The organism is Hyphomicrobium sp., assembly GCF_019744875.1.
Taxonomy (GTDB): domain Bacteria; phylum Pseudomonadota; class Alphaproteobacteria; order Rhizobiales; family Hyphomicrobiaceae; genus Hyphomicrobium_C.
In genome coordinates this window covers 826,570-844,486 of the sequence record NZ_JAIETU010000005.1, presented here as the reverse complement: position 1 = coordinate 844,486, position 17,917 = coordinate 826,570, and the positions used below count along the sequence as shown (strand labels likewise).

22 protein-coding genes are annotated in these 17,917 nt (G+C 64.6%); 9 read left to right on the top strand and 13 right to left on the bottom strand.

Going from position 1 to position 17,917, the window contains the following annotated elements:
• Positions 1 to 161: 161 nt before the first annotated feature.
• The 4 genes from K2Y42_RS13935 (at position 162) to K2Y42_RS13920 (ending at position 2,929) form a co-directional block, all read left to right on the top strand.
• A complete protein-coding gene (locus K2Y42_RS13935) occupies positions 162 to 488 on the top strand; it encodes a PepSY domain-containing protein (RefSeq protein ID WP_291153547.1) in 327 nt (108 codons plus the stop codon).
• Positions 488 to 1,153 carry a response regulator transcription factor gene (locus tag K2Y42_RS13930; protein WP_291153545.1) on the top strand — a complete coding sequence of 222 codons (666 nt, stop codon included), beginning with the start codon at positions 488 to 490 and terminating at the stop codon, positions 1,151 to 1,153. Before K2Y42_RS13935 ends, K2Y42_RS13930 begins: the two co-directional genes overlap by 1 nt.
• Positions 1,150 to 2,541 (top strand): HAMP domain-containing sensor histidine kinase, encoded by a 1,392-nt coding sequence (locus K2Y42_RS13925; protein WP_291153543.1) that lies wholly within the window; start codon positions 1,150 to 1,152, stop codon positions 2,539 to 2,541. The genes K2Y42_RS13930 and K2Y42_RS13925 overlap by 4 nt, the downstream gene beginning before the upstream one ends.
• A 121-nt stretch (positions 2,542 to 2,662) precedes the next feature.
• On the top strand, positions 2,663 to 2,929 hold the full coding sequence (locus tag K2Y42_RS13920; protein WP_291153541.1) for a PepSY domain-containing protein: 267 nt from the start codon (positions 2,663 to 2,665) through the stop codon (positions 2,927 to 2,929).
• A 135-nt stretch (positions 2,930 to 3,064) separates the two neighbouring features.
• Here the strand turns inward: K2Y42_RS13920 and K2Y42_RS13915 are convergent, their stop codons facing one another.
• The 8 genes from K2Y42_RS13915 to K2Y42_RS13880 all read right to left on the bottom strand — a co-directional run bounded on the left by K2Y42_RS13915 (position 3,065) and on the right by K2Y42_RS13880 (position 8,884).
• A complete protein-coding gene (locus K2Y42_RS13915) occupies positions 3,065 to 3,460 on the bottom strand; it encodes a hypothetical protein (RefSeq protein ID WP_291153539.1) in 396 nt (131 codons plus the stop codon).
• Between the two features lie 95 nt (positions 3,461 to 3,555).
• Positions 3,556 to 4,317, bottom strand: a complete 762-nt coding sequence (locus K2Y42_RS13910) for an SDR family oxidoreductase (RefSeq protein WP_291153536.1) — start codon at positions 4,315 to 4,317, stop codon at positions 3,556 to 3,558.
• 13 nt (positions 4,318 to 4,330) lie between these two features.
• Positions 4,331 to 5,260 (bottom strand): 3-hydroxybutyryl-CoA dehydrogenase, encoded by a 930-nt coding sequence (locus K2Y42_RS13905; protein ID WP_291153533.1) that lies wholly within the window; start codon positions 5,258 to 5,260, stop codon positions 4,331 to 4,333.
• A 35-nt stretch (positions 5,261 to 5,295) separates the two neighbouring features.
• Positions 5,296 to 6,240, bottom strand: coding sequence for an FAD-binding protein (locus tag K2Y42_RS13900; protein ID WP_291153530.1), 945 nt, complete (start codon positions 6,238 to 6,240; stop codon positions 5,296 to 5,298).
• The gene (locus tag K2Y42_RS13895; RefSeq protein WP_291153527.1) at positions 6,240 to 6,995 is read right to left on the bottom strand and encodes an electron transfer flavoprotein subunit beta/FixA family protein; all 756 of its coding nucleotides are present in this window, start codon (positions 6,993 to 6,995) and stop codon (positions 6,240 to 6,242) included. Before K2Y42_RS13895 ends, K2Y42_RS13900 begins: the two co-directional genes overlap by 1 nt.
• Before the next feature lie 263 nt (positions 6,996 to 7,258).
• Positions 7,259 to 7,960, bottom strand: coding sequence for a rhomboid family intramembrane serine protease (locus K2Y42_RS13890; protein WP_291153524.1), 702 nt, complete (start codon positions 7,958 to 7,960; stop codon positions 7,259 to 7,261).
• Between the two features lie 41 nt (positions 7,961 to 8,001).
• Entirely contained in the window at positions 8,002 to 8,580 is a 579-nt protein-coding gene (locus K2Y42_RS13885) for a cob(I)yrinic acid a,c-diamide adenosyltransferase (RefSeq protein WP_291153521.1), read from the bottom strand.
• Positions 8,581 to 8,659: 79 nt separating this feature from the next.
• Positions 8,660 to 8,884 (bottom strand): twin transmembrane helix small protein, encoded by a 225-nt coding sequence (locus tag K2Y42_RS13880; protein WP_366512399.1) that lies wholly within the window; start codon positions 8,882 to 8,884, stop codon positions 8,660 to 8,662.
• Between the two features lie 346 nt (positions 8,885 to 9,230).
• Between K2Y42_RS13880 and K2Y42_RS13875 the strand changes: the two genes are divergently transcribed.
• The 5 genes from K2Y42_RS13875 (at position 9,231) to K2Y42_RS13855 (ending at position 14,228) form a co-directional block, all read left to right on the top strand.
• On the top strand, positions 9,231 to 10,850 hold the full coding sequence (locus K2Y42_RS13875; protein ID WP_291153518.1) for a peptidoglycan DD-metalloendopeptidase family protein: 1,620 nt from the start codon (positions 9,231 to 9,233) through the stop codon (positions 10,848 to 10,850).
• Positions 10,850 to 12,298: a S41 family peptidase gene (locus K2Y42_RS13870; protein ID WP_291153515.1), complete on the top strand. Its 1,449-nt coding sequence runs from the start codon at positions 10,850 to 10,852 to the stop codon at positions 12,296 to 12,298. The genes K2Y42_RS13875 and K2Y42_RS13870 overlap by 1 nt, the downstream gene beginning before the upstream one ends.
• Before the next feature lie 71 nt (positions 12,299 to 12,369).
• Positions 12,370 to 12,882 (top strand): RNA pyrophosphohydrolase, encoded by a 513-nt coding sequence (locus K2Y42_RS13865; RefSeq protein ID WP_291153513.1) that lies wholly within the window; start codon positions 12,370 to 12,372, stop codon positions 12,880 to 12,882.
• A 175-nt stretch (positions 12,883 to 13,057) separates the two neighbouring features.
• The gene (locus K2Y42_RS13860; protein ID WP_291153510.1) at positions 13,058 to 13,582 is read left to right on the top strand and encodes an RNA pyrophosphohydrolase; all 525 of its coding nucleotides are present in this window, start codon (positions 13,058 to 13,060) and stop codon (positions 13,580 to 13,582) included.
• Between the two features lie 100 nt (positions 13,583 to 13,682).
• Positions 13,683 to 14,228 carry a nuclear transport factor 2 family protein gene (locus K2Y42_RS13855; RefSeq protein WP_291153507.1) on the top strand — a complete coding sequence of 182 codons (546 nt, stop codon included), beginning with the start codon at positions 13,683 to 13,685 and terminating at the stop codon, positions 14,226 to 14,228.
• Between the two features lie 89 nt (positions 14,229 to 14,317).
• On the opposite strand, the gene atpC is transcribed toward K2Y42_RS13855, so the two are convergent.
• From atpC to K2Y42_RS13830, 5 genes are all read right to left on the bottom strand, one after another.
• Complete coding sequence (gene atpC, locus K2Y42_RS13850; RefSeq protein WP_291153504.1) at positions 14,318 to 14,707, bottom strand: ATP synthase F1 subunit epsilon; 390 nt, start codon at positions 14,705 to 14,707, stop codon at positions 14,318 to 14,320.
• A gap of 63 nt (positions 14,708 to 14,770) precedes the next feature.
• Positions 14,771 to 15,022, bottom strand: a complete 252-nt coding sequence (locus K2Y42_RS13845; RefSeq protein WP_291153501.1) for a hypothetical protein — start codon at positions 15,020 to 15,022, stop codon at positions 14,771 to 14,773.
• A 54-nt stretch (positions 15,023 to 15,076) separates the two neighbouring features.
• Positions 15,077 to 16,510 carry a F0F1 ATP synthase subunit beta gene (gene atpD / locus K2Y42_RS13840; RefSeq protein WP_291153498.1) on the bottom strand — a complete coding sequence of 478 codons (1,434 nt, stop codon included), beginning with the start codon at positions 16,508 to 16,510 and terminating at the stop codon, positions 15,077 to 15,079.
• Between the two features lie 20 nt (positions 16,511 to 16,530).
• A complete protein-coding gene (locus K2Y42_RS13835; RefSeq protein WP_291153495.1) occupies positions 16,531 to 16,932 on the bottom strand; it encodes an organic hydroperoxide resistance protein in 402 nt (133 codons plus the stop codon).
• A gap of 43 nt (positions 16,933 to 16,975) precedes the next feature.
• Positions 16,976 to 17,866, bottom strand: coding sequence for a F0F1 ATP synthase subunit gamma (locus K2Y42_RS13830; protein WP_291153492.1), 891 nt, complete (start codon positions 17,864 to 17,866; stop codon positions 16,976 to 16,978).
• Positions 17,867 to 17,917: the final 51 nt, after the last annotated feature.

Below are 17,917 nucleotides of genomic sequence, written 5' to 3'. Positions count from 1 at the left end.
TAAAGAGGGAGCGGGAGCACCAAGCACCCGCCGATGCCCCGTTATGCGGGACCCGCCCTGATCTCCCGCTGATGCCCGCCGTCAGCGTCGTGTCAGCCAGAAAAGTGCACCACTAAGCGATGATAACTTGGACAACATTGCCCCACTTGCGGACGCCCCTCTTGCGCGCGCCCCTCGCGCGGACCTTGGCCCTCGCCGCGGCGCTCGTTCTCGCGGGCTACACCGCGCCCGTTCGCGCCGGAGACGACGCGCGCGACCAGGAGATCGCGCGCAAGGCGCTTCTCGATGGGCGCATCCGCTCGCTCTCCGAGATCACCGAGATGGTCAAGCCGAAGCTTCCCGGAAAAATCCTCGCCGTCGAGCTTGAGGTCGAGGACGGCGGCCGCCTCGTGTACGAATTCGACGTCATCGACGCCCGCGGCAAGTTGCTCGAAGTCGATGTCGATGCCGCCACCGGAGCCATCCTGTCCATCGAGGATGACGACTGATGCGCATCCTCGTCGTCGAAGACGAACCCGCCATCGCTGCGGGCATTTCCTCCGCGCTCAGCGCCTCCGGCTATCAGTGCCGCGTCTCCTCCGACGGCGAGGATGCGTGGTTCATGGGCGACACCGAAGACTTCGACCTCGTCATCCTCGACCTCGGACTACCGAAGCTCGACGGCCTCACGATGCTGAAGCGCTGGCGCACGGCCGGGCGCCAGATGCCCGTGCTGATTCTCACCGCGCGCGGTGCCTGGCCGGAACGCGTCGAAGGCATCGATGCCGGCGCCGACGACTATCTCGCCAAGCCCTTCCAGGTCGAAGAGCTGATGGCCCGCGTCCGCGCCCTCATCCGCCGCTCGGCCGGACACGGATCGCCGGTCATGGAGGCAGGGCCCGTCACCATCGACACGCGCCAGATGAAGGTGCTGATCAACGGCGCCAACATCGCCGTTTCCCCGCTCGAATATCGCCTCGTCGCCTATCTCATGCACCACAAGGGTCGCGTCGTCTCGCCGAGCGAGCTGATCGAGCACCTCTACGGCGACGACGACGCTCGCGACGCCAACGCCCTCGAAGCCGTGGTGACGCGCCTGCGCAGGAAACTCGGCGCCGACGTTATCCAGACGCGCCGCGGTTTCGGCTACGTGCTGTCGGACGGTACCGAATGAGCTTCGGATCGCTCCGGTTGCGGCTGTTGCTGGCCGGCGCAGCATCCACGCTTGTCGCGCTCACGCTCGCCGCGTACGGCCTGACGATCCTGTTCGAACGCCACGCGGGGCGGCGCATCGACGCCGAGCTCAGCGTGCACCTGAACCAGATCACCGCCCACCTCGAACGCACCGCCTCGGGCCAGCTTCGGCTCGCCGCCCCACCCGCCGATCCACGCTTCGACGTGCCGCTCTCCGGTCTCTATTGGCAGATCATCCACGAGCAGAACGGCACCGTGCTTCGCTCGCGCTCGCTCTGGGATACGGATCTGGCGCTTCCTCCCGAAGCCACCGTCGATGACGCCATCCATCATCACCGCATACCCGGACCCGGCAACACGCAGCTCTATCTCCTACAGCGCCGCGTCGAGCTTCCCGCGCGCGTGGGCGGCGGCACGGCGCGCATCGCCACCGCCATCGACGCAGCGGAGATCTCGAAGGCGACGCGCGAATTCGCGCTCGACCTGACGCCGCTGCTCGCCATCATCGGCGCGCTCCTGCTGGCTGCAACATGGGCCTGGGTCACGATCGGACTGCGCCCGCTCGATGCCGTGCGCACGCGCCTCGCCACCGTTCGCGCCGGCAAGGAAAGCCAGCTCGGCTCGTCCGGCTTCCCCGACGAGGTCCGCCCGCTGGCCCAGGAGATCGACGCCCTGATCGAAGCCCGCGACGTCGAGATCGTGCGCGCCAAAACCCGCGCCGGCGATCTCGCGCACGGCCTGCGCACGCCGCTGCAGGTGCTGCAGACGGAAGTCGATCGCCTCGCCAAGGATGGCCAGACCGCCGCCGCGCTAAGCTTGTCGACCGTCATCCGCACGATGCAGCGTACCGTCGAGCGGGAGCTGGCGCGCGTCCGGCTCGCGCGCCCGCATCGCGAAGCCGTCACCGACATCGCCACCTCGATCGAGCAGATCGTCCGCGTCGTCCAGAAGATGCCGGAAGGCCAGCGCCTGGACTGGATCGTGGAGCTGCCGCGCGGTCTCATGGCCGCCATCGATCGCGACGATCTGTCGGAAGCCGTCGGCAATCTCGTGGAGAACGCGGCGCGCCATGCCGCGCACACCGTCACCATCACGGCGAACGAAGACGGCGCCGTCGCGGTGCTGACCATTGCCGACGACGGCCCCGGCATCCCGGCCGATCAACGCACCGAGGCCCTGCGCCGCGGCGGCCGGCTCGACGAAAGCGGCTCGGGCGCGGGCCTCGGCCTCGCCATCGTCACCGACGTTCTCGAATCCTGGCGCGGCACCCTGTCGCTCGCGGACGCAAAGCCCGGCCTCTCCGCCACCGTGCGCCTGCCGCGCCCAGAGCAAGCCGCGCGCTCCAGCCAGTCGAAGCCGCGCGCCTGACAATCCGCTGACACCCTCCATCAGGCCACCGTCAGGGGTCCCAAGGCATGGTGGCTCCGTTGAACGCTGGCTGGTCTATCGGGCAGCCGCCCCAATTCACTTTCAGATGGAGAACGAACTTATGCAGAAGATTGCCGCCCTCGCAGGCTCGCTCGCACTCGCCGCAACGCTCGCCGCCCCCGCGCTCGCAGACGACCGTCCCGCAACCGCCGCCGAACGCTCGAGCGTCGGCAGCGTCCTGCGCGCCAATGGCTTCACGTCGTGGCAGCGCATCGAATTTGATCGCGACGACCGCAAGTTTGAAGTCGACAACGCCCGCCACGCCAACGGCGGCGTGTACGACGTCGACATCCGCAACGGCGCCATCATCAAGCGCGAGCGCGACTAACCGCTCGCTCGGCACGCGCTCCGCGCCGAGGGGGAGAATGGCGGTCCGGAAACGGGCCGCCATTTTCGTTTTTTGGCGCCGATCGCGAGTAGACCTGAACCAAAGGTCGCAGGCGCTGCCGGATCCGAAACGGCGCTAATTGTTCTGAATGCACTTCTTCTTGACGAGCAGCGCGTTGAGCGCGTCCGACTCGGCCGACGCCTTCTGGTATTCGGTCGTCGCCGTAAGCCCGGCTCCCGGCTCGCCGAACATGCGCCCGAACGCGGCCGTGACGGTCATGGGCCGGCTTCTTTCCTCGATGGCCGCCTGCTGCGGCAACATCTTGAGCTGGCGGCTCAGCATCTCCAGGCGATCGTGGATCTGCCGGCAGGCAAGCTTCTCGTCCTCTTCGCTGACGATGTACGTGCCGTCCTTCTGATGCCCGGTGCGCGGAACGCCCGCGAAATCCTGGACAGACGCGCAGCCTCCCGCCGCCATGAGAATGGCAGCAAGCGGCAACACGACCCAAGAAATGGCGACATTCGACGGCATCGAGGCCCGACCCCGGACTGCTGAACGCAAAACGTCTCGCGAAGATGTAGGTTAGCGTCTAACCCCGCGCAATACGGATATGTGACAGAAGAGGCTCACCCGCGGCCGATAAACGGCATCTTGGTGGCCATCAGCGTCATGAACTGAACGTTGGCAGAGAGTGGCAGACCGGCCATGTAGACCACGGCCTCAGCAACGTGTGACACATCCATGCGCGGCTCGGGACGCACGGACCCGTCCGCCTGAAACGCGCCACGCGCCATCGGCTCGGTCATCTCCGTTTCCGCGTTCCCAATGTCGATCTGCGAGCACGCGATGTCGTGCGCGCGCCCGTCGAGCGACAGCGACTTCGTGAGCCCGGTAATCGCATGCTTGGTGGCCGTGTAGGGCGCTGAAAACGGACGCGGCGTGACGGCGGAAATCGAGCCGTTGTTGATGATGCGCCCGCCCATCGGCCGTTGCGCCTTCATGATGCGAAACGCCGCCTGCGCACAGAGAAACGCACCGGTGAGATTGACATCGACGACCGCGCGCCATTGGGCAGGCGTGATCTGATCGATCGGCACGGCAGGCGCGGATGCTCCGGCATTGTTGAACAGCACGTCGACGCGCCCGAACGCGCGCTCCGCCGTCTCGAAAAGATGCGCCACCGCCGCTTCGTCCGCCACGTCCGTTGGAATCGTGAGAACGCGCCGGCCTGCATGAGGCGCGCACAGCGCCGCCGTCTCGTCCAAGGCTGCCGCCCGTCGCCCCGCGAGCGCGACATCGAACCCGGCGTCGAACAGCGCAACCGCGACCGCGCGCCCGATGCCGCTTCCCGCACCGGTTACGACGGCCGCTTTGACTGTCTCCGCCATGAGAGGGCCGCGCTCAGCGCGTCGGCACCGGCTTCTCGCCGCGATAGTCGTAGAAACCGCGGTTGGTCTTGCGTCCGAGCCAACCCGCCTCGACGTACTTCACGAGCAGCGGGCACGGACGATACTTGGAATCCGACAGGCCTTCGTACAGCACCTGCATCACCGCGAGGCACGTATCGAGACCGATGAAATCCGCAAGCTCCAGCGGCCCCATCGGATGGTGCGCGCCGAGACGCATGGCCTTGTCGATGCCTTCCACCGTGCCGACGCCCTCATAGAGCGTATAGACGGCTTCGTTGATCATCGGCAGCAGGATACGGTTGACGATGAAGGCCGGAAAATCCTCCGACACCGCCGTCGTCTTCCCGAGGCTTTCGACGAACTCGCGCGCAACGCCGAACACTTCGTCTTCCGTTGCGATGCCACGGATCAGCTCGACGAGTTCCATCAGCGGCACCGGGTTCATGAAGTGCATGCCGATGAAGTGCTCGGGCCGGTCCGTCGTCGATGCGAGACGCGTGATCGACAGCGACGACGTGTTGGTGGCGACGAGCGCCGAAGGCTTCAGCTTGGGGCACAGCTCCTGGAAGATCTTGCGCTTGACGGATTCGTCTTCCGTCGCCGCCTCGATCACCATGTCGCTGTCGCCCAGCGCATCGAGGTTCGGTGCGAACTTGATGCGCGCCAGCGCGTCCTTCATGTCGCCTTCCTTGACGACACCCTTCGCAACCTGCCGGCTCAGGTTCTTCTCGATGACCGAAATCGCCTTGTCGTAGGCTTCCTTGCGGATATCGGTCAGCAGCACGTCGTACTTTCCGAGCGCGATGACATGGGCAATACCGCTGCCCATCTGTCCCGCACCGATCACGCCGACCTGCTTGATGACGGGAACGGGCCGCGGAGCCGGTTTACCCTTGGCATCGGCCTTGACTGCAACATCCATGGTGAATGTCCTTTTTGATCCGCTGCCCGGCTGGCTTAAAGGCCGGCTTTGCCGAGTTCCGCGTCGAGTTCAGGCAAGGCTTGGAAGAGATCGGCCACGAGACCGTAGTCCGCCACCTGGAAGATCGGCGCCTCGGCATCCTTGTTGATCGCAACGATGACCTTGGAGTCCTTCATGCCCGCCAGATGCTGGATGGCGCCCGAAATGCCGACCGCCAGATAGAGATCCGGCGCCACGACCTTGCCCGTCTGGCCAACCTGGAGATCGTTCGGAACGAACCCGGCGTCGACTGCCGCGCGAGACGCACCCATCGCCGCGCCGAGGCGGGTGGCCACTGGCTCGATGTACTTCGTGAAGTTCTCGCCGTTGCCCATGCCGCGACCGCCGGAAATGACGATCTTCGCAGCCGTGAGCTCCGGACGGTCGGACTTCGTGAGCTCCGCCCCGACGAACGACGAGCGCCCGACGGCGGCTGCCGCAGGCACGCTCTCGATGGCCGCCGATCCGCCTTCGCCCTGCGCCGCGAACGCGGCCGTGCGCACGGTGATGACCTTCTTTGCTTCGCCCGACTGAACCGTCTGGAGGGCGTTGCCGGCATAAATCGGACGCTCGAAGGTATCCGGAGCCAGAACCTTGGTGATGTCGGAGATCTGCATCACGTCGAGCAAGGCCGCCACGCGCGGCAGAACGTTTTTGCCCGATGCCGTCGCAGGCGCGAGGATCGTATCGTAGCCGCCAGCGAGACTGAGCACCGTCGCCGCCACTTCCTCTGCGAGGCCGTTGGCGAGATGCGGCGCGTCCGCAACCAGCACCTTGGCGACGCCGTCGAGCTTGGCTGCGGCCTCGGCCGCGGGTGCGCACCCATGGCCCGCAACGAGCACATGCACATCGCCGCCGATCGCCTTTGCAGCGGTGAGCGCTTTCGCGGTCGCGCCGCTGAGCGCGCTATTCGTGTGTTCTGCGAGAAGAAGCACAGCCATTAGATCACCCCCGCCTCAGTCTTGAGACGGCGCACCAGCTCCGCCACGTCCGCAACCATGACACCGGCCTTACGCACCGGCGGCTCGGTCGTCTTGATCACCTTCAAGCGCGGCGCGATATCGACGCCGAGGTCGGCGGGCCTCTTCACGTCGAGCGGCTTCTTCTTTGCCTTCATGATGTTCGGCAGCGACGGATAGCGCGGCTCGTTGAGCCGGAGGTCCGTGGTCACGATCGCCGGCAAGGTGAGCTTGAGCGTTTCGAGACCGCCATCCACTTCGCGCGTCACTGCGACGGCGCCAGCTTCGGGCACGACCTTCGAGGCGAACGTGCCTTGCGGCCAGCCGAGCAGTGCGGCCAGCATCTGGCCCGTCTGGTTGCTGTCGTCGTCGATGGCCTGCTTGCCGAGCACCACGAGGTCCGGCTTCTCAGCATCCACGATGGCGCGCAGGAGCTTGGCGACGGCCAACGGCTCGACCGGCGCTCCTTCGTCGGTCTCGACGAGGATTGCGCGGTCCGCGCCGATCGCGAGCGCCGTGCGCAGCGTCTCCTGCGACTTCGCCGTTCCGATCGACACTGCGACCACTTCGGTCGACGCGTCTTTTTCCTTGATGCGAACCGCTTCCTCGACGGCAATTTCGTCGAAGGGGTTCATGGACATTTTGACGTTGGCAAGCTCGATCCCCGAGCCATCCGCCTTGACGCGGATCTTGACCGCGTAGTCGACGACGCGCTTAACCGCGACGATGATCTTCATGATGCGCGACGCTCCCCGGCGCACTGCCTTCTTGTTGTCATTGGTGTCCTGGTTGTTTCCGAATTATGCCGCGAGGGTCGATGTGCGGTCGAACAGCGTCGCTCGCCCCTCTTGTCTGCCACTGGGCCAACATGCCAACCGTGTGACAATTCGAGCTCTTCGCAGTTGCGAGAGCCGAAATTACGAGCCGTTATCCCCCAAGTCAATGCGGCCAACCAAGGGCACTCGCCACCCCGGCCGATACCGCAGTGGATGGCCGCCGGTCAGGCGCCCGCGCCGAGCCCGCGGTCAAACAGCCGGACGCCGGGTCGGCGCAGGAACACCACCAGAAAGGCGCCGGCCAGAAGCCCGCCGATGTGCGCCCACCATGCGGTCGGCCCCACCTGCGGCAAAAATACCATGACGACCTGGATCGCGATCCAGATTCCGAGCGCGAAGGCCGCGGAAATGCGCAAGGGAATGGCCTTGAGCGCCAAGACCCACACCCGCACGCGGGGATGCAGCATGAGGTAGGCGGCGATCACACCCGCCACCGCCCCGCTGGCCCCGATCAGCGGAACCTCGGACGTCGGCTCGATCCAGGCGTGCAGAAGGCCACCCGCAACCCCGCAGGCCAGATAGAAGATGAGGAATTTCACGTGCCCCATCGCATCTTCGACATTGTCGCCGAAAACCCAGAGAAACAGCATGTTTCCGGCCAGATGGAGCACGTCGCCGTGGAAGAACATGTACGTCAGCAGGGTCAGCCGCTCATTGAACGCCGGCCCCGGCTGCCCGGTCGGAAACGGCAGCAGGCTGGTGTCGAACAGCTCGCTCGGGATGATCGCGAAGCTCGCGATGGCGACGTCTTCGAGACGGGTCGCCTCGAGAAGGTAAATGACGATGTTGATGACGATAATCGCCAGGGTAACGAACTGAAACCGGATCGACTTCAGCGTATTTTCGTCATGCAGCGGAACAAACATCGTGACCCCCCGTCAAAACCTTGCTCGTTCTAACGATCGTTCTAACGGTTCTGGCCCGGCACCCAGAGCACGTCGCTTTTGCCCCGGTCATTGACGTAACGTCCAGCCACGAAAAGGTAATCCGATAGCCGATTGATATACTTCAGCGCCGCGGCGCTGACCGGCTCGTTCTCGGCCCCCGCCAGCGCAACCATGTCGCGCTCGGCGCGGCGGCTCACGGTGCGCGCCACATGAAACGCGACCGACGCCGGAGAACCACCTGGAAGAATAAAGGACTTCAGAGGCTTAAGCTCGGAGTTCATCTCGTCGATCTCGGCCTCGAGGCGGGTCACCTGGCCCTCGGTAATGCGCAGCGGCTCGTATTCGAGCTTCTCGCCGCGATCCGGCACGCACAGGTCCGCGCCGAGGTCGAACAGGTCGTTCTGGATGCGCAGGATCTTGGCGTCGAGGCCCGGATGGCCCGACAGATGGTGGCGCACGACGCCGAGCGTCGCGTTCGTCTCGTCGACCGTGCCGTAGGCGATGATCCTGAGATCGTCCTTGCGCACACGCTGGCCGGTGCCGAGCCCCGTCGTGCCTGCGTCGCCGGTCTTCGTATAGATCTTGTTGAGCCGAACCATGCGCCTTCCCCTCTTACGGCGCACACCCTAAAGAGCTTCACCGCCTATGCAAACCGCTTTTGGCGTCGGCCAGTTGAGCCTAGGGGGCCGGCCAGATGTTCGCGACGTAGGCGTAGACGACCAGCAGCACCACGGCCACGAACTGCAGCCCCACGCGCCAGCGCATCAACGTCTGGCTGAGGTTGGAGCTTTTGCCCCGGAGCATCACCGTCAGGCCCGCGAGAAGGACGATCGCAACAGCCACCATGAAGGCAAACGACAAAAAGGACAGCGCGGACTGCATCGGAAAATTCGCCTCGGACAAGTTGAGCTGCGACGGCTTACCATTTAGGTGCCCGGACGTTCAAATACCACGTGCCGCGGCAAAAGGCGGGGACTTCCCCAACCAGACGGAACGCGCCTATCGCTTTGGTAATCTCCATGCCCTAATTCTAACCACTTATACGGGCGTGGTGGTCCACGGAGGGCATGCGCCGCGCCGGGCCGAAACGCCCCGGGGGCGCGCCTTCTGCAGTGGACGCTTCGGGGACGGCGAACCGGCAACCGGTTTCGCTGGAATGCGTCCGGCAGATCTGACGGCCGAACATGTGCGATTCGGTTATTTGGCACGTCAATCGCGGGCTCTGGCGACGAATGAGGTGGACGAAGGCGTGAGCCGATCACAGGCGAAAAAGCAGTCCCGATGCACACGGGCTGCAACCGGACCGAAACGCCCCGAGCGGACGTTCGTGACTGCCGCGGCGCTGACCACCCTTGCGCTGGCGGCGTCGATTCCGGGTGCGCGCGCCCAGACGGCCACCCAGACGCCCCCCAAAACCGCAACAGAAACCGCAGCCACTCCGCAGTCCGCCGAATCCGTCTCGAAAACGCGTGACCGCCAGCAGCACGAGCTGGAAGCCAAGGAAAAGCGCGACCGCGAGCTTCAGAGCGACCTCGCCCGGCTGTCGGAGGACCGCCGCGAGATCAACGCGCGCCTCGTCGAAACGGCAGCCCGCGTCCAGGCCAGCGAAGAAAAGATGACGGCCGTCGAGGACCGCCTGGCGGGCTTCGAACGGCAGGAAAAGGCGATCCGCGACTCGCTGGCCAAGGAGCACGGCAAGATCTCGGGCCTGCTCGCCGCCCTTCAGCGCATGGGCCGCAACCCGCCCCCGGTCATCATCACGCGTCGCGAGGACGCGCTCCGCATGGTGCGCAGCGCCATGCTGATCGGCGTCGCGTTTCCGGGCCTCAAGGAGGAAGCGAAAGCGCTCTCGACCAAGCTCACGGAGCTGGTGTCGATCATGACGCGCATCCGCCGCGACGGCGAGACGCTGCGCGCCGAGCGCGAGAAGCTGAACGCCGTGCAAGCCCAGTTGGCGAGCCTCCTCGAAACCAAGAAGCAGACGCTGGCGGAACGGCAGACGGAGCTGCGCCAGGTCCGCGAGTCCGCCGCCGAGATTTCGAAGAACGTCAGCGATTTGAGCGAGCTGATCTCGAAGCTGAGCCAGCAGGTCAATACCGCCCCGGCCATGCCGCAGATGGAGCGCGAGAACCGCGATCAGGTGGTCGCCGTGCTGCCGCCCTCGGCTGCCCCGCCCGCCGCTCCGGTCCAGCCCGCTCCGAGCGGCCCGGCCGTGGCCCGCGATGCCGCCGTCTCGGTCCCGCCCGCCGCCGCCGCGCCTCAGGAAAAGACCGAAGAAGTCGCCCTCCTGACCCCGTCGGCCCCGCCCGCGGCCCCCGAACCACCGTCGTCCTCCATCGTCGAGCTTGCGCCGACATCCGCCGGCCTCATGCCCGGCAACCCGGACCGTATCCGTCCCGCCATCGCCTTCCAGAACGCCAAGGGCAAACTTTCCTTGCCCGCCCGCGGCCGCAGGGTCTTGGGTTTCGGTGAAAAAACCCAATATGGAGGAACGTCGAAAGGCATGGTGATTGAAACCCGTTACAGTGCGCGGGTTACGTCGCCGTGTGATGGCTGGGTAGTATACGCGGGTGAATTCCGCAGTTACGGGCAACTCTTGATCATTAACGCCGGCGGCGGATATCATGTTCTGGTGGCCGGGCTGTCGCGAATGGACGTCGGGCCAGGTCAATTTGTTTTGGCTGCCGAACCGATCGGGACGATGAGTGGTGCGCCCCGCACAGCACAACTGGCAACCGAAAGTACGGACACGAGCCAATCTGCGCCGCATTCCAGCGCGCCGGTTCTCTACATTGAATTCCGCAAGGACGGGCAACCCATAGACTCCAATCCATGGTGGGCCGCCTCTCATCAGAAGGTGCAGGACTAATGCGCAAGACCGACCTCGTATTCTGGACGTTTCTGACGATGACGGGTCTCGCGGGCGCAACGACGGTGTTCAACGTCACGCAGACCTACTCGGCGAACTCGCCCAACTCCGAGCTGTACCGTCAGCTCGATCTGTTCGGAGACGTCTTCGAGCGCGTGCGGTCCGACTACGTCGAGAAGCCCGACGACACGATGCTGGTCGAGAGCGCGATCAACGGCATGCTGGCCGCGCTCGATCCCCACTCGTCCTACATGAGCCCGAAGAACTATCGCGACATGCAGGTGCAGACGCGCGGTGAATTCGGCGGCCTCGGCATCGAGGTCACGATGGAGAACGGCGTCGTCAAGGTTGTCTCGCCCATCGACGAAACGCCCGCTTCGAAGGCCGGCATCCAGGCGAACGACCTCATCACGCATCTCGACAACGAGCAGATTTCCGGCCTGACCCTCGAGCAGGCGGTCGAGAAGATGCGCGGCCCCGTCAACACGCCGATCACGCTCACCATCGTCCGCAAGGGCAAGGATGAGCCCTTCGACGTGAAGATCACGCGCGACTTCATCCGCATCAACGCGGTCAAGGCCCGCAAGGAAGGCGACGACATCGCCTACGTCAAGGTCACGACCTTCAACGAGCAGACCCACGCCAACCTCGTGAAGGCGATGGACGCCCTCAAGAAGGAGATCGGCCCGAAGCTGCGCGGCATCGTCATCGACCTGCGCAATAACCCCGGCGGCCTGCTCGATCAGGCCATCGCGGTATCGGATGACTTCCTCGACCGCGGCGCCATCGTGCTCACGAAGGGCCGCAACAACGAGGAAACCCAGCGCGCCCAGGCCCGCCCCGGCGACACCGCCGAAGGCAAGCCCATCGTCGTGCTGATCAACGGCGGCTCGGCATCGGCTTCGGAAATTGTTGCCGGCGCCCTCAAGGACCACAAGCGCGCGACGATCATCGGCACGCGCTCGTTCGGCAAGGGATCCGTGCAGACGATCATCCCGCTGGGAGCCAACGGCGCCATCCGCTTGACGACGGCCCGCTACTACACGCCGTCGAACCGCTCGATCCAGGCCAAGGGCATCGATCCGGATATCGTGATCGAGCAGGAGCTTCCGGAAGAGCTGAAGAGCAAGACGCCCGAGAAGCCCCGCGGCGAAGCGAGCCTGCGCGGCCATCTGAGAGGCGAGGACGCCGAAGCGGCCGCCAAGAAGGCCGACGAGGCGAAGGACGCCGCCAACAAGGACGAGACCAACAAGGAGCCCGTGAAGGAAGAGTCCGGTTCGTCGGCTTACGTGCCGAAGGAGCCCGAAAAGGACACGCAGCTCCAGTATGCGCTGAGCTTCCTGCGCGGCACCGCAACCGGCGAGACGGTCGCCAAGAAACCGGCCACCCCGCCGGCTTCGAGCACCGAGGGCGCCGCCGACGCCAACAAGAGCACCGTGCCCAACTAGGGCACCACGGACATCAGCGATAATTTACGATGGGCGCTGAAAGGCGCCCATCGCCGTTTTGGAGCCACGACATGACCAAATCCGCTATCGATCCCGAAACCCTGCCGTACCGCTCCTGCGTCGGCATCATGGTCCTGAACCGGGCCTCGAAAATCTGGGTCGGCCGCCGTGCCGACGCTCCGGGCGACGCCGAAGCGACGTGGTGGCAGATGCCGCAAGGCGGCATCGACGAGCATGAGGATCCCCGCCTCGCCGCGCTCCGTGAGCTGCGCGAGGAGACCTCCATGACAAACGTGGAGTTCCTCGGAGAATCCGAAAACTGGCTGGCCTACGACCTGCCCGTCGAGCTGATCCCGAAGGTCTGGGGCGGGCGATATCGCGGTCAGCGCCAGAAGTGGTTCGCGGTGCGCTTCGTCGGCGACGAAAGCGAAATCGATCTCGGCGTCCCCGGCCACCCGCATACCGAGTTCATCGCCTGGCGCTGGTCCACGATCGAAGAGCTGCCCGCGGCCATCGTGCCGTTCAAGCGCGACCTCTACCTGGAGGTGCTGCGCCAGTTCAGCCCGTTCCTGGCCCAAAACTGACTTGGAAGAGCTGAAGCAGGGGGGCCGCGGCCCCGGGATATTCCTCACGATACAGACGGCTGGTCAAACATCCGCTATTTTCATCAGTTAGATAAGAGGTGATTCGGCCGGCGGCGCAGAGCCGCGGGAGCCATCCTTAGCTCGAACAACCGCTTTTGCAGGTCTACAGCACGCCATGAAGCACGCCACGATCGCCAACTCCGAAACCGCCCTGGTTGAGCTTCCTTACCGCTCGTGTGTCGGCATCATGGTGCTGAACAAGGCAGGCCGCGTCTGGACCGGCCGCCGCTTGCCGAAGTGGGCCGGCGATACTTCGGCCTACATCTGGCAGATGCCGCAAGGCGGCATCGCAAAGGACGAGCCGCCCGTCGAGGCGGCCATCCGCGAGCTGCGCGAGGAAACCGGCATCACGAGCGCCGACGTCGTCGACGAATTCCACCAATGGCTGACCTACGACCTGCCGGAGCCGCTGCTCGGAGTCGCCCTCAAGGGCAAGTACCGCGGCCAACGGCAGCGCTGGTTTGCCATGCGGTTCTGGGGCGACGACAGCGAGATCGAGATCCGCCCGCGGCACGGCAAGGCGGAGTTCGACCGCTGGAGCTGGCGCGAAATGTCAGAACTGCCGGATCTTATCGTCGACTTTAAGCGGCCGGTTTACCAATCCGTCGTAGAGAGATTTGCATATCTTGCTCAAACCTGAAAATAAGAGCGATATGTTTGATCAGACGGCGCCTTGATCCAAGGCGCCGTTTTAACAATGCCCGCCCTTTCGGCCGCCCATTCGATCGAGTTGAGTCCCCATGTCCGAGCGCAAGTTCACGAGAACGCTTCCGCCGTTTGCCGACGGCGCGAACTACCAGACCGGACAGCCTTTCGATCAGGCCGAGTACGACCGCATCAAGGACCTCTGGCTCGATCACATCGCAGCCGAGCACGCCGGTGACATTCCGGGGCTTCTCGCCACCCTCACCGACGACTGCGTCTACACGATGCTGAACAACGGCAAGACGTGGTACGGGCACGAAGGCGCGGCAAAGTTCTACGAAGGCTTCCTGACCGGCTTCCCCGAAAATTGCTTCGCGGTCACGAACGTGTTCATCGGCCCCCAGGGCGTGGTCGAGGAAGCTCACTTCAACGGCGTCCATCACGGCGCGGGCCTCCTGGATCTCCCCCAGACCAACCAGCCGATCGAGTTCGACGTCGTGCTGCTGTTCCCCTGGGACCCGGTGCGCAAGAAGTTCAAGGGCGAACGCATCTACTTCGCAATCGAGCACAGCCTGATCGCCAACGTCGGCCAGCTCCTGCGCCGCATCAACCGTAAGCTCGATACGGCCGAACAGAAGTAGCGCCGCCCGATCGGCGACCGAAACACAAAAAAGCGCCCGGGAAACCCGGGCGCTTTTTTAATTCCTAGATCTGAGAAGCCGCGAACCGCTTAGGCGCGCAGGCTCGAAAGCGTGGCGATCGCCTGGTTCGCAACCAGACGCTGCTCGTCGGTCTTGGCCTGCGCCAGTTCCGATTCGGCGGCCGCCAGTTCGTCGGCGATGACGGCACTCGTCAGCTCGGCCACGTCCTGCGCCTTCTCCGCCAGCACCGTCAGCCGGTCCGGCTCAACCTGCGCAAACGCCTGACGCACGAAGATGCGCGAGCGCGTGCCGCCCAGCATCACATCGATCACGCCCGGACGAAGCGTCGAGATCAGCGGCGAATGCCCGGGAAGAATGGTCATATCGCCTTCCGCGCCGGGAAGCTGAACCTGCTCCGCCTCACCGGCAAGGAGAACCTTTTCGGGGCTGACGAGCTCGAATGTAAACGTCTGAGCCATAGACTTCCTGTCCTGATCCTGAGGCCGCCCCTAGGTGGGCGGCCAGCCGCGCCGGCGTTGGCCTTACGCGTCGTCTTCTTCTTCGTCGTCGCCGGTCTTTTCTTTGACTTCTTCCGGCGTCTGCAGGCCCTTGCCGCAGAACGGGCAGAAGAACACCGGGTGATCGACCATGCCGGGCTCTTCCTCGTCGAGTTCGACGAGGCCAACCGACATGTAGAGAACGCCGTCGTCTCCAAGCGTGATCAGCGGCTCGAATTCTTCGCCGCTCATCGCGTCCTTAAGTTCTTCGCAGCACGAGCCGAATGTTCCAGCCATGTGATCTCCTGCTCCTTCGCCTGACGAAGGAACGTTGCGGTGTTTCTAAATGCGTTAGGCGGCTTCGGCCAGCTTCTCAGCCTTCGCGATAGCTTCGTCGATCGAACCGACCATGTAGAACGCCGGTTCCGGCAGGTGGTCGTAATCGCCGTCGCAGAGACCCTTGAAGCCCTTGATCGTGTCGGCGAGCGACACGAGCTTGCCGGGCGAGCCGGTGAAGACTTCAGCGACCGTGAACGGCTGCGACATGAAGCGCTCGATCTTGCGGGCGCGTGCGACCGCGATCTTGTCTTCTTCCGACAGCTCGTCCATGCCGAGAATTGCGATGATGTCCTGGAGAGCTTTGTAGCGCTGCAGGATCGACTGCACCTGGCGGGCAACCTTGTAGTGCTCCTCGCCGACGATGCGCGGATCGAGCATGCGCGACGTCGAGTCCAGAGGATCGACCGCCGGGTAGATGCCCTTTTCTGCGATCGAGCGCGAAAGAACCGTGGTCGCGTCCAAATGCGCGAACGAGGCGGCAGGCGCCGGGTCGGTCAAGTCGTCGGCCGGAACGTAAATGGCCTGCACCGACGTGATCGAGCCCTTCTGCGTGGTGGTGATGCGCTCCTGGAGAGCACCCATGTCGGTGGCCAACGTCGGCTGATAGCCGACCGCCGAGGGAATGCGGCCGAGGAGAGCCGACACTTCCGAGCCGGCCTGCGTGAAGCGGAAGATGTTGTCGACGAAGAACAGCACGTCCTGGCCCTTGTCGCGGAAGTCCTCGGCGACCGTGAGGCCCGAGAGTGCGACGCGCATGCGTGCGCCCGGCGGCTCGTTCATCTGGCCGTACACGAGAGCGCACTTGGAGCCCTTGGTCGAGCCGTTGTTCTTCTTCGGGTCCACGTTCACGTTGGACTCGATCATCTCGTGATAGAGATCGTTGCCCTCACGCGTACGCTCGCCGACGCCTGCGAACACGGAGTAGCCACCGTGCGCCTTGGCGATGTTGTTGATCAGCTCCATGATCAGAACGGTCTTGCCGACGCCGGCGCCGCCGAACAGGCCGATCTTGCCGCCCTTCGCGTAAGGAGCCAGCAGGTCGACGACCTTGATGCCCGTGACCAGGATCTGCGCTTCCGTCGCCTGCTCGGCGAACGAAGGAGCGGGCTGATGGATGGCGCGGCGCGACTTGGTCGGCACGGGGCCGGCTTCGTCCACCGGCTCGCCGATGACGTTGATGATGCGCCCGAGCGTCTCTTCGCCGACCGGCACTTCGATGGGCGCGCCCGTGTCCGTCACGACCTGGCCGCGAACGAGACCTTCGGAGCTGTCCATGGCGATGGTGCGAACCGTGTTCTCGCCGAGGTGCTGCGCGACTTCGAGCACAAGGCGGTTGCCCTGGTTCTGGGTCTCGAGCGCGTTCAAAATTTCCGGCAGATGATCGTCGAACTGAACGTCGACGACTGCGCCCATAACCTGGCGAACCTTACCAACCTTGCTAGCCATTTTCCTCTCCAGTCAAATGTTCAGGCGATCGACAGCGTGACGGGAACGTTCCCGCGCGTCGCCTTTGAGTAGGGACAAATCGTGTGCGCTTCGTCGACGAGGGCCTTGAGTGCGGCCGGATCGGCGCCGGGAAGCGAAACCTTGAGATCGACGGCAAGCGAGAAGCCGTCGGTCGTGTTCAGCGTGACCTCGGCCGTCACTTTCGCGGCCTGGCCGTCGAGCCCATGCTTCTTGGCGAGCACGAGAATCGCCTGGCCGAAGCAGGACGAATATCCGAGCGCGAAAAGCTGCTCCGGGTTGTGACCCTCGCCCGAGCCGCCGAGATCTTTCGGCAGCGCCATAGCAAGCGCGAGCTTGCCATCCTCGAGGATCGCGCGGCCGTCGCGGCCGCCCTTCGTCGTTGCTGTCGTTTTGTAAGCCATGAGACCACTCCTCGACGCTGAGCTTGAAACTCACCGATAATAGCTAGAGCGCTTCCGCGCCCGAGATGATTTCGATGAGCTCCTTGGTGATGTTCGCCTGGCGCTGGCGGTTGTACTTGACCGTCAGCTTGTTGATCATCTCGCCGGCGTTGCGCGTCGCGCTGTCCATGGCGCTCATGCGTGCGCCCTGTTCGGACGCCGCGTTCTCGAGCAAGCCGCGGAAGATCTGCGTCGAGATGTTGCGCGAGAGCAGGTAGCCGAGGATCGCGTCCTCGTCCGGCTCGTATTCCACCACGGCCTGCGCGCCGGCAGCCTTGGCGTCGTCCGATCCGTTCGCCTCCGGCAGCTTGGCCGGAATGAGCTGCAGAGCCGTCGGCTTCTGCGCGATGACGCTCTTGAACTCCGAGAAGTAGAGCGTCGCGACGTCGAACTCGACCGCTTCGAACATGGCGAGCACCTTGCTCGCGATGTCTTCGGCATTGACGAACCCGAGCTGGCGAATGCCCTTGAGCTCGATGCGTTCGATGATGTTGCGGCCGAGGTCGCGGCGCAGGTTGTCTGCGCCCTTGCGGCCCACGGTCAGGATCTTCACCTGCTTGCCGGCCGCAATCAGCTTGTTGGCGTCGGCGCGGGCAAGCTTGGCGATGTTCGAGTTGAAGCCGCCAGCCAGGCCGCGCTCGGCCGTCATGACGATCAGCAAATGCGTCTGTTCGCGCCCGGTACCGACGAGCAGGGGCGAGGCGCCTTCACGAACGGCCCGCTGGTTGAGCGCGGAAAGCACGGTGGCCATGCGCTCGGCGTAGGGGCGCGCAGCCGTCGCGGCCTCTTGCGCGCGCCGCAGCTTCGCGGCCGCCACCATCTGCATGGCCTTCGTGATCTTGCGCGTCGCCTTGACCGAGGCAATGCGATTTCTGAGGTCTTTTAAGCTCGGCATGGCGCCCTAGCTTCCTTAGCTGATCCGATCCACTACCCCGCCTTCCCGGCC

Bases quoted from the DNA above. Each gene is read 5' to 3' on its own strand.
- K2Y42_RS13930 (WP_291153545.1), top strand. From the start codon at position 488: ATGCGCATCCTCGTCGTCGAAGACGAACCCGCCATCGCTGCGGGCATT.
- K2Y42_RS13890 (WP_291153524.1), bottom strand. From the start codon at position 7,960: ATGTTTGTTCCGCTGCATGACGAAAATACGCTGAAGTCGATCCGGTTT.
- K2Y42_RS13835 (WP_291153495.1), bottom strand. From the start codon at position 16,932: ATGGCTTACAAAACGACAGCAACGACGAAGGGCGGCCGCGACGGCCGC.
- K2Y42_RS13925 (WP_291153543.1), top strand. From the start codon at position 1,150: ATGAGCTTCGGATCGCTCCGGTTGCGGCTGTTGCTGGCCGGCGCAGCA.
- K2Y42_RS13855 (WP_291153507.1), top strand. From the start codon at position 13,683: ATGTCCGAGCGCAAGTTCACGAGAACGCTTCCGCCGTTTGCCGACGGC.
- K2Y42_RS13830 (WP_291153492.1), bottom strand. From the start codon at position 17,866: ATGCCGAGCTTAAAAGACCTCAGAAATCGCATTGCCTCGGTCAAGGCG.
- K2Y42_RS13885 (WP_291153521.1), bottom strand. From the start codon at position 8,580: ATGGTTCGGCTCAACAAGATCTATACGAAGACCGGCGACGCAGGCACG.
- K2Y42_RS13915 (WP_291153539.1), bottom strand. From the start codon at position 3,460: ATGCCGTCGAATGTCGCCATTTCTTGGGTCGTGTTGCCGCTTGCTGCC.
- K2Y42_RS13905 (WP_291153533.1), bottom strand. From the start codon at position 5,260: ATGGATGTTGCAGTCAAGGCCGATGCCAAGGGTAAACCGGCTCCGCGG.
- K2Y42_RS13860 (WP_291153510.1), top strand. From the start codon at position 13,058: ATGAAGCACGCCACGATCGCCAACTCCGAAACCGCCCTGGTTGAGCTT.
- K2Y42_RS13910 (WP_291153536.1), bottom strand. From the start codon at position 4,317: ATGGCGGAGACAGTCAAAGCGGCCGTCGTAACCGGTGCGGGAAGCGGC.
- K2Y42_RS13920 (WP_291153541.1), top strand. From the start codon at position 2,663: ATGCAGAAGATTGCCGCCCTCGCAGGCTCGCTCGCACTCGCCGCAACG.
- atpC (WP_291153504.1), bottom strand. From the start codon at position 14,707: ATGGCTCAGACGTTTACATTCGAGCTCGTCAGCCCCGAAAAGGTTCTC.
- K2Y42_RS13845 (WP_291153501.1), bottom strand. From the start codon at position 15,022: ATGGCTGGAACATTCGGCTCGTGCTGCGAAGAACTTAAGGACGCGATG.
- K2Y42_RS13895 (WP_291153527.1), bottom strand. From the start codon at position 6,995: ATGAAGATCATCGTCGCGGTTAAGCGCGTCGTCGACTACGCGGTCAAG.
- K2Y42_RS13865 (WP_291153513.1), top strand. From the start codon at position 12,370: ATGACCAAATCCGCTATCGATCCCGAAACCCTGCCGTACCGCTCCTGC.
- K2Y42_RS13900 (WP_291153530.1), bottom strand. From the start codon at position 6,240: ATGGCTGTGCTTCTTCTCGCAGAACACACGAATAGCGCGCTCAGCGGC.
- K2Y42_RS13870 (WP_291153515.1), top strand. From the start codon at position 10,850: ATGCGCAAGACCGACCTCGTATTCTGGACGTTTCTGACGATGACGGGT.
- atpD (WP_291153498.1), bottom strand. From the start codon at position 16,510: ATGGCTAGCAAGGTTGGTAAGGTTCGCCAGGTTATGGGCGCAGTCGTC.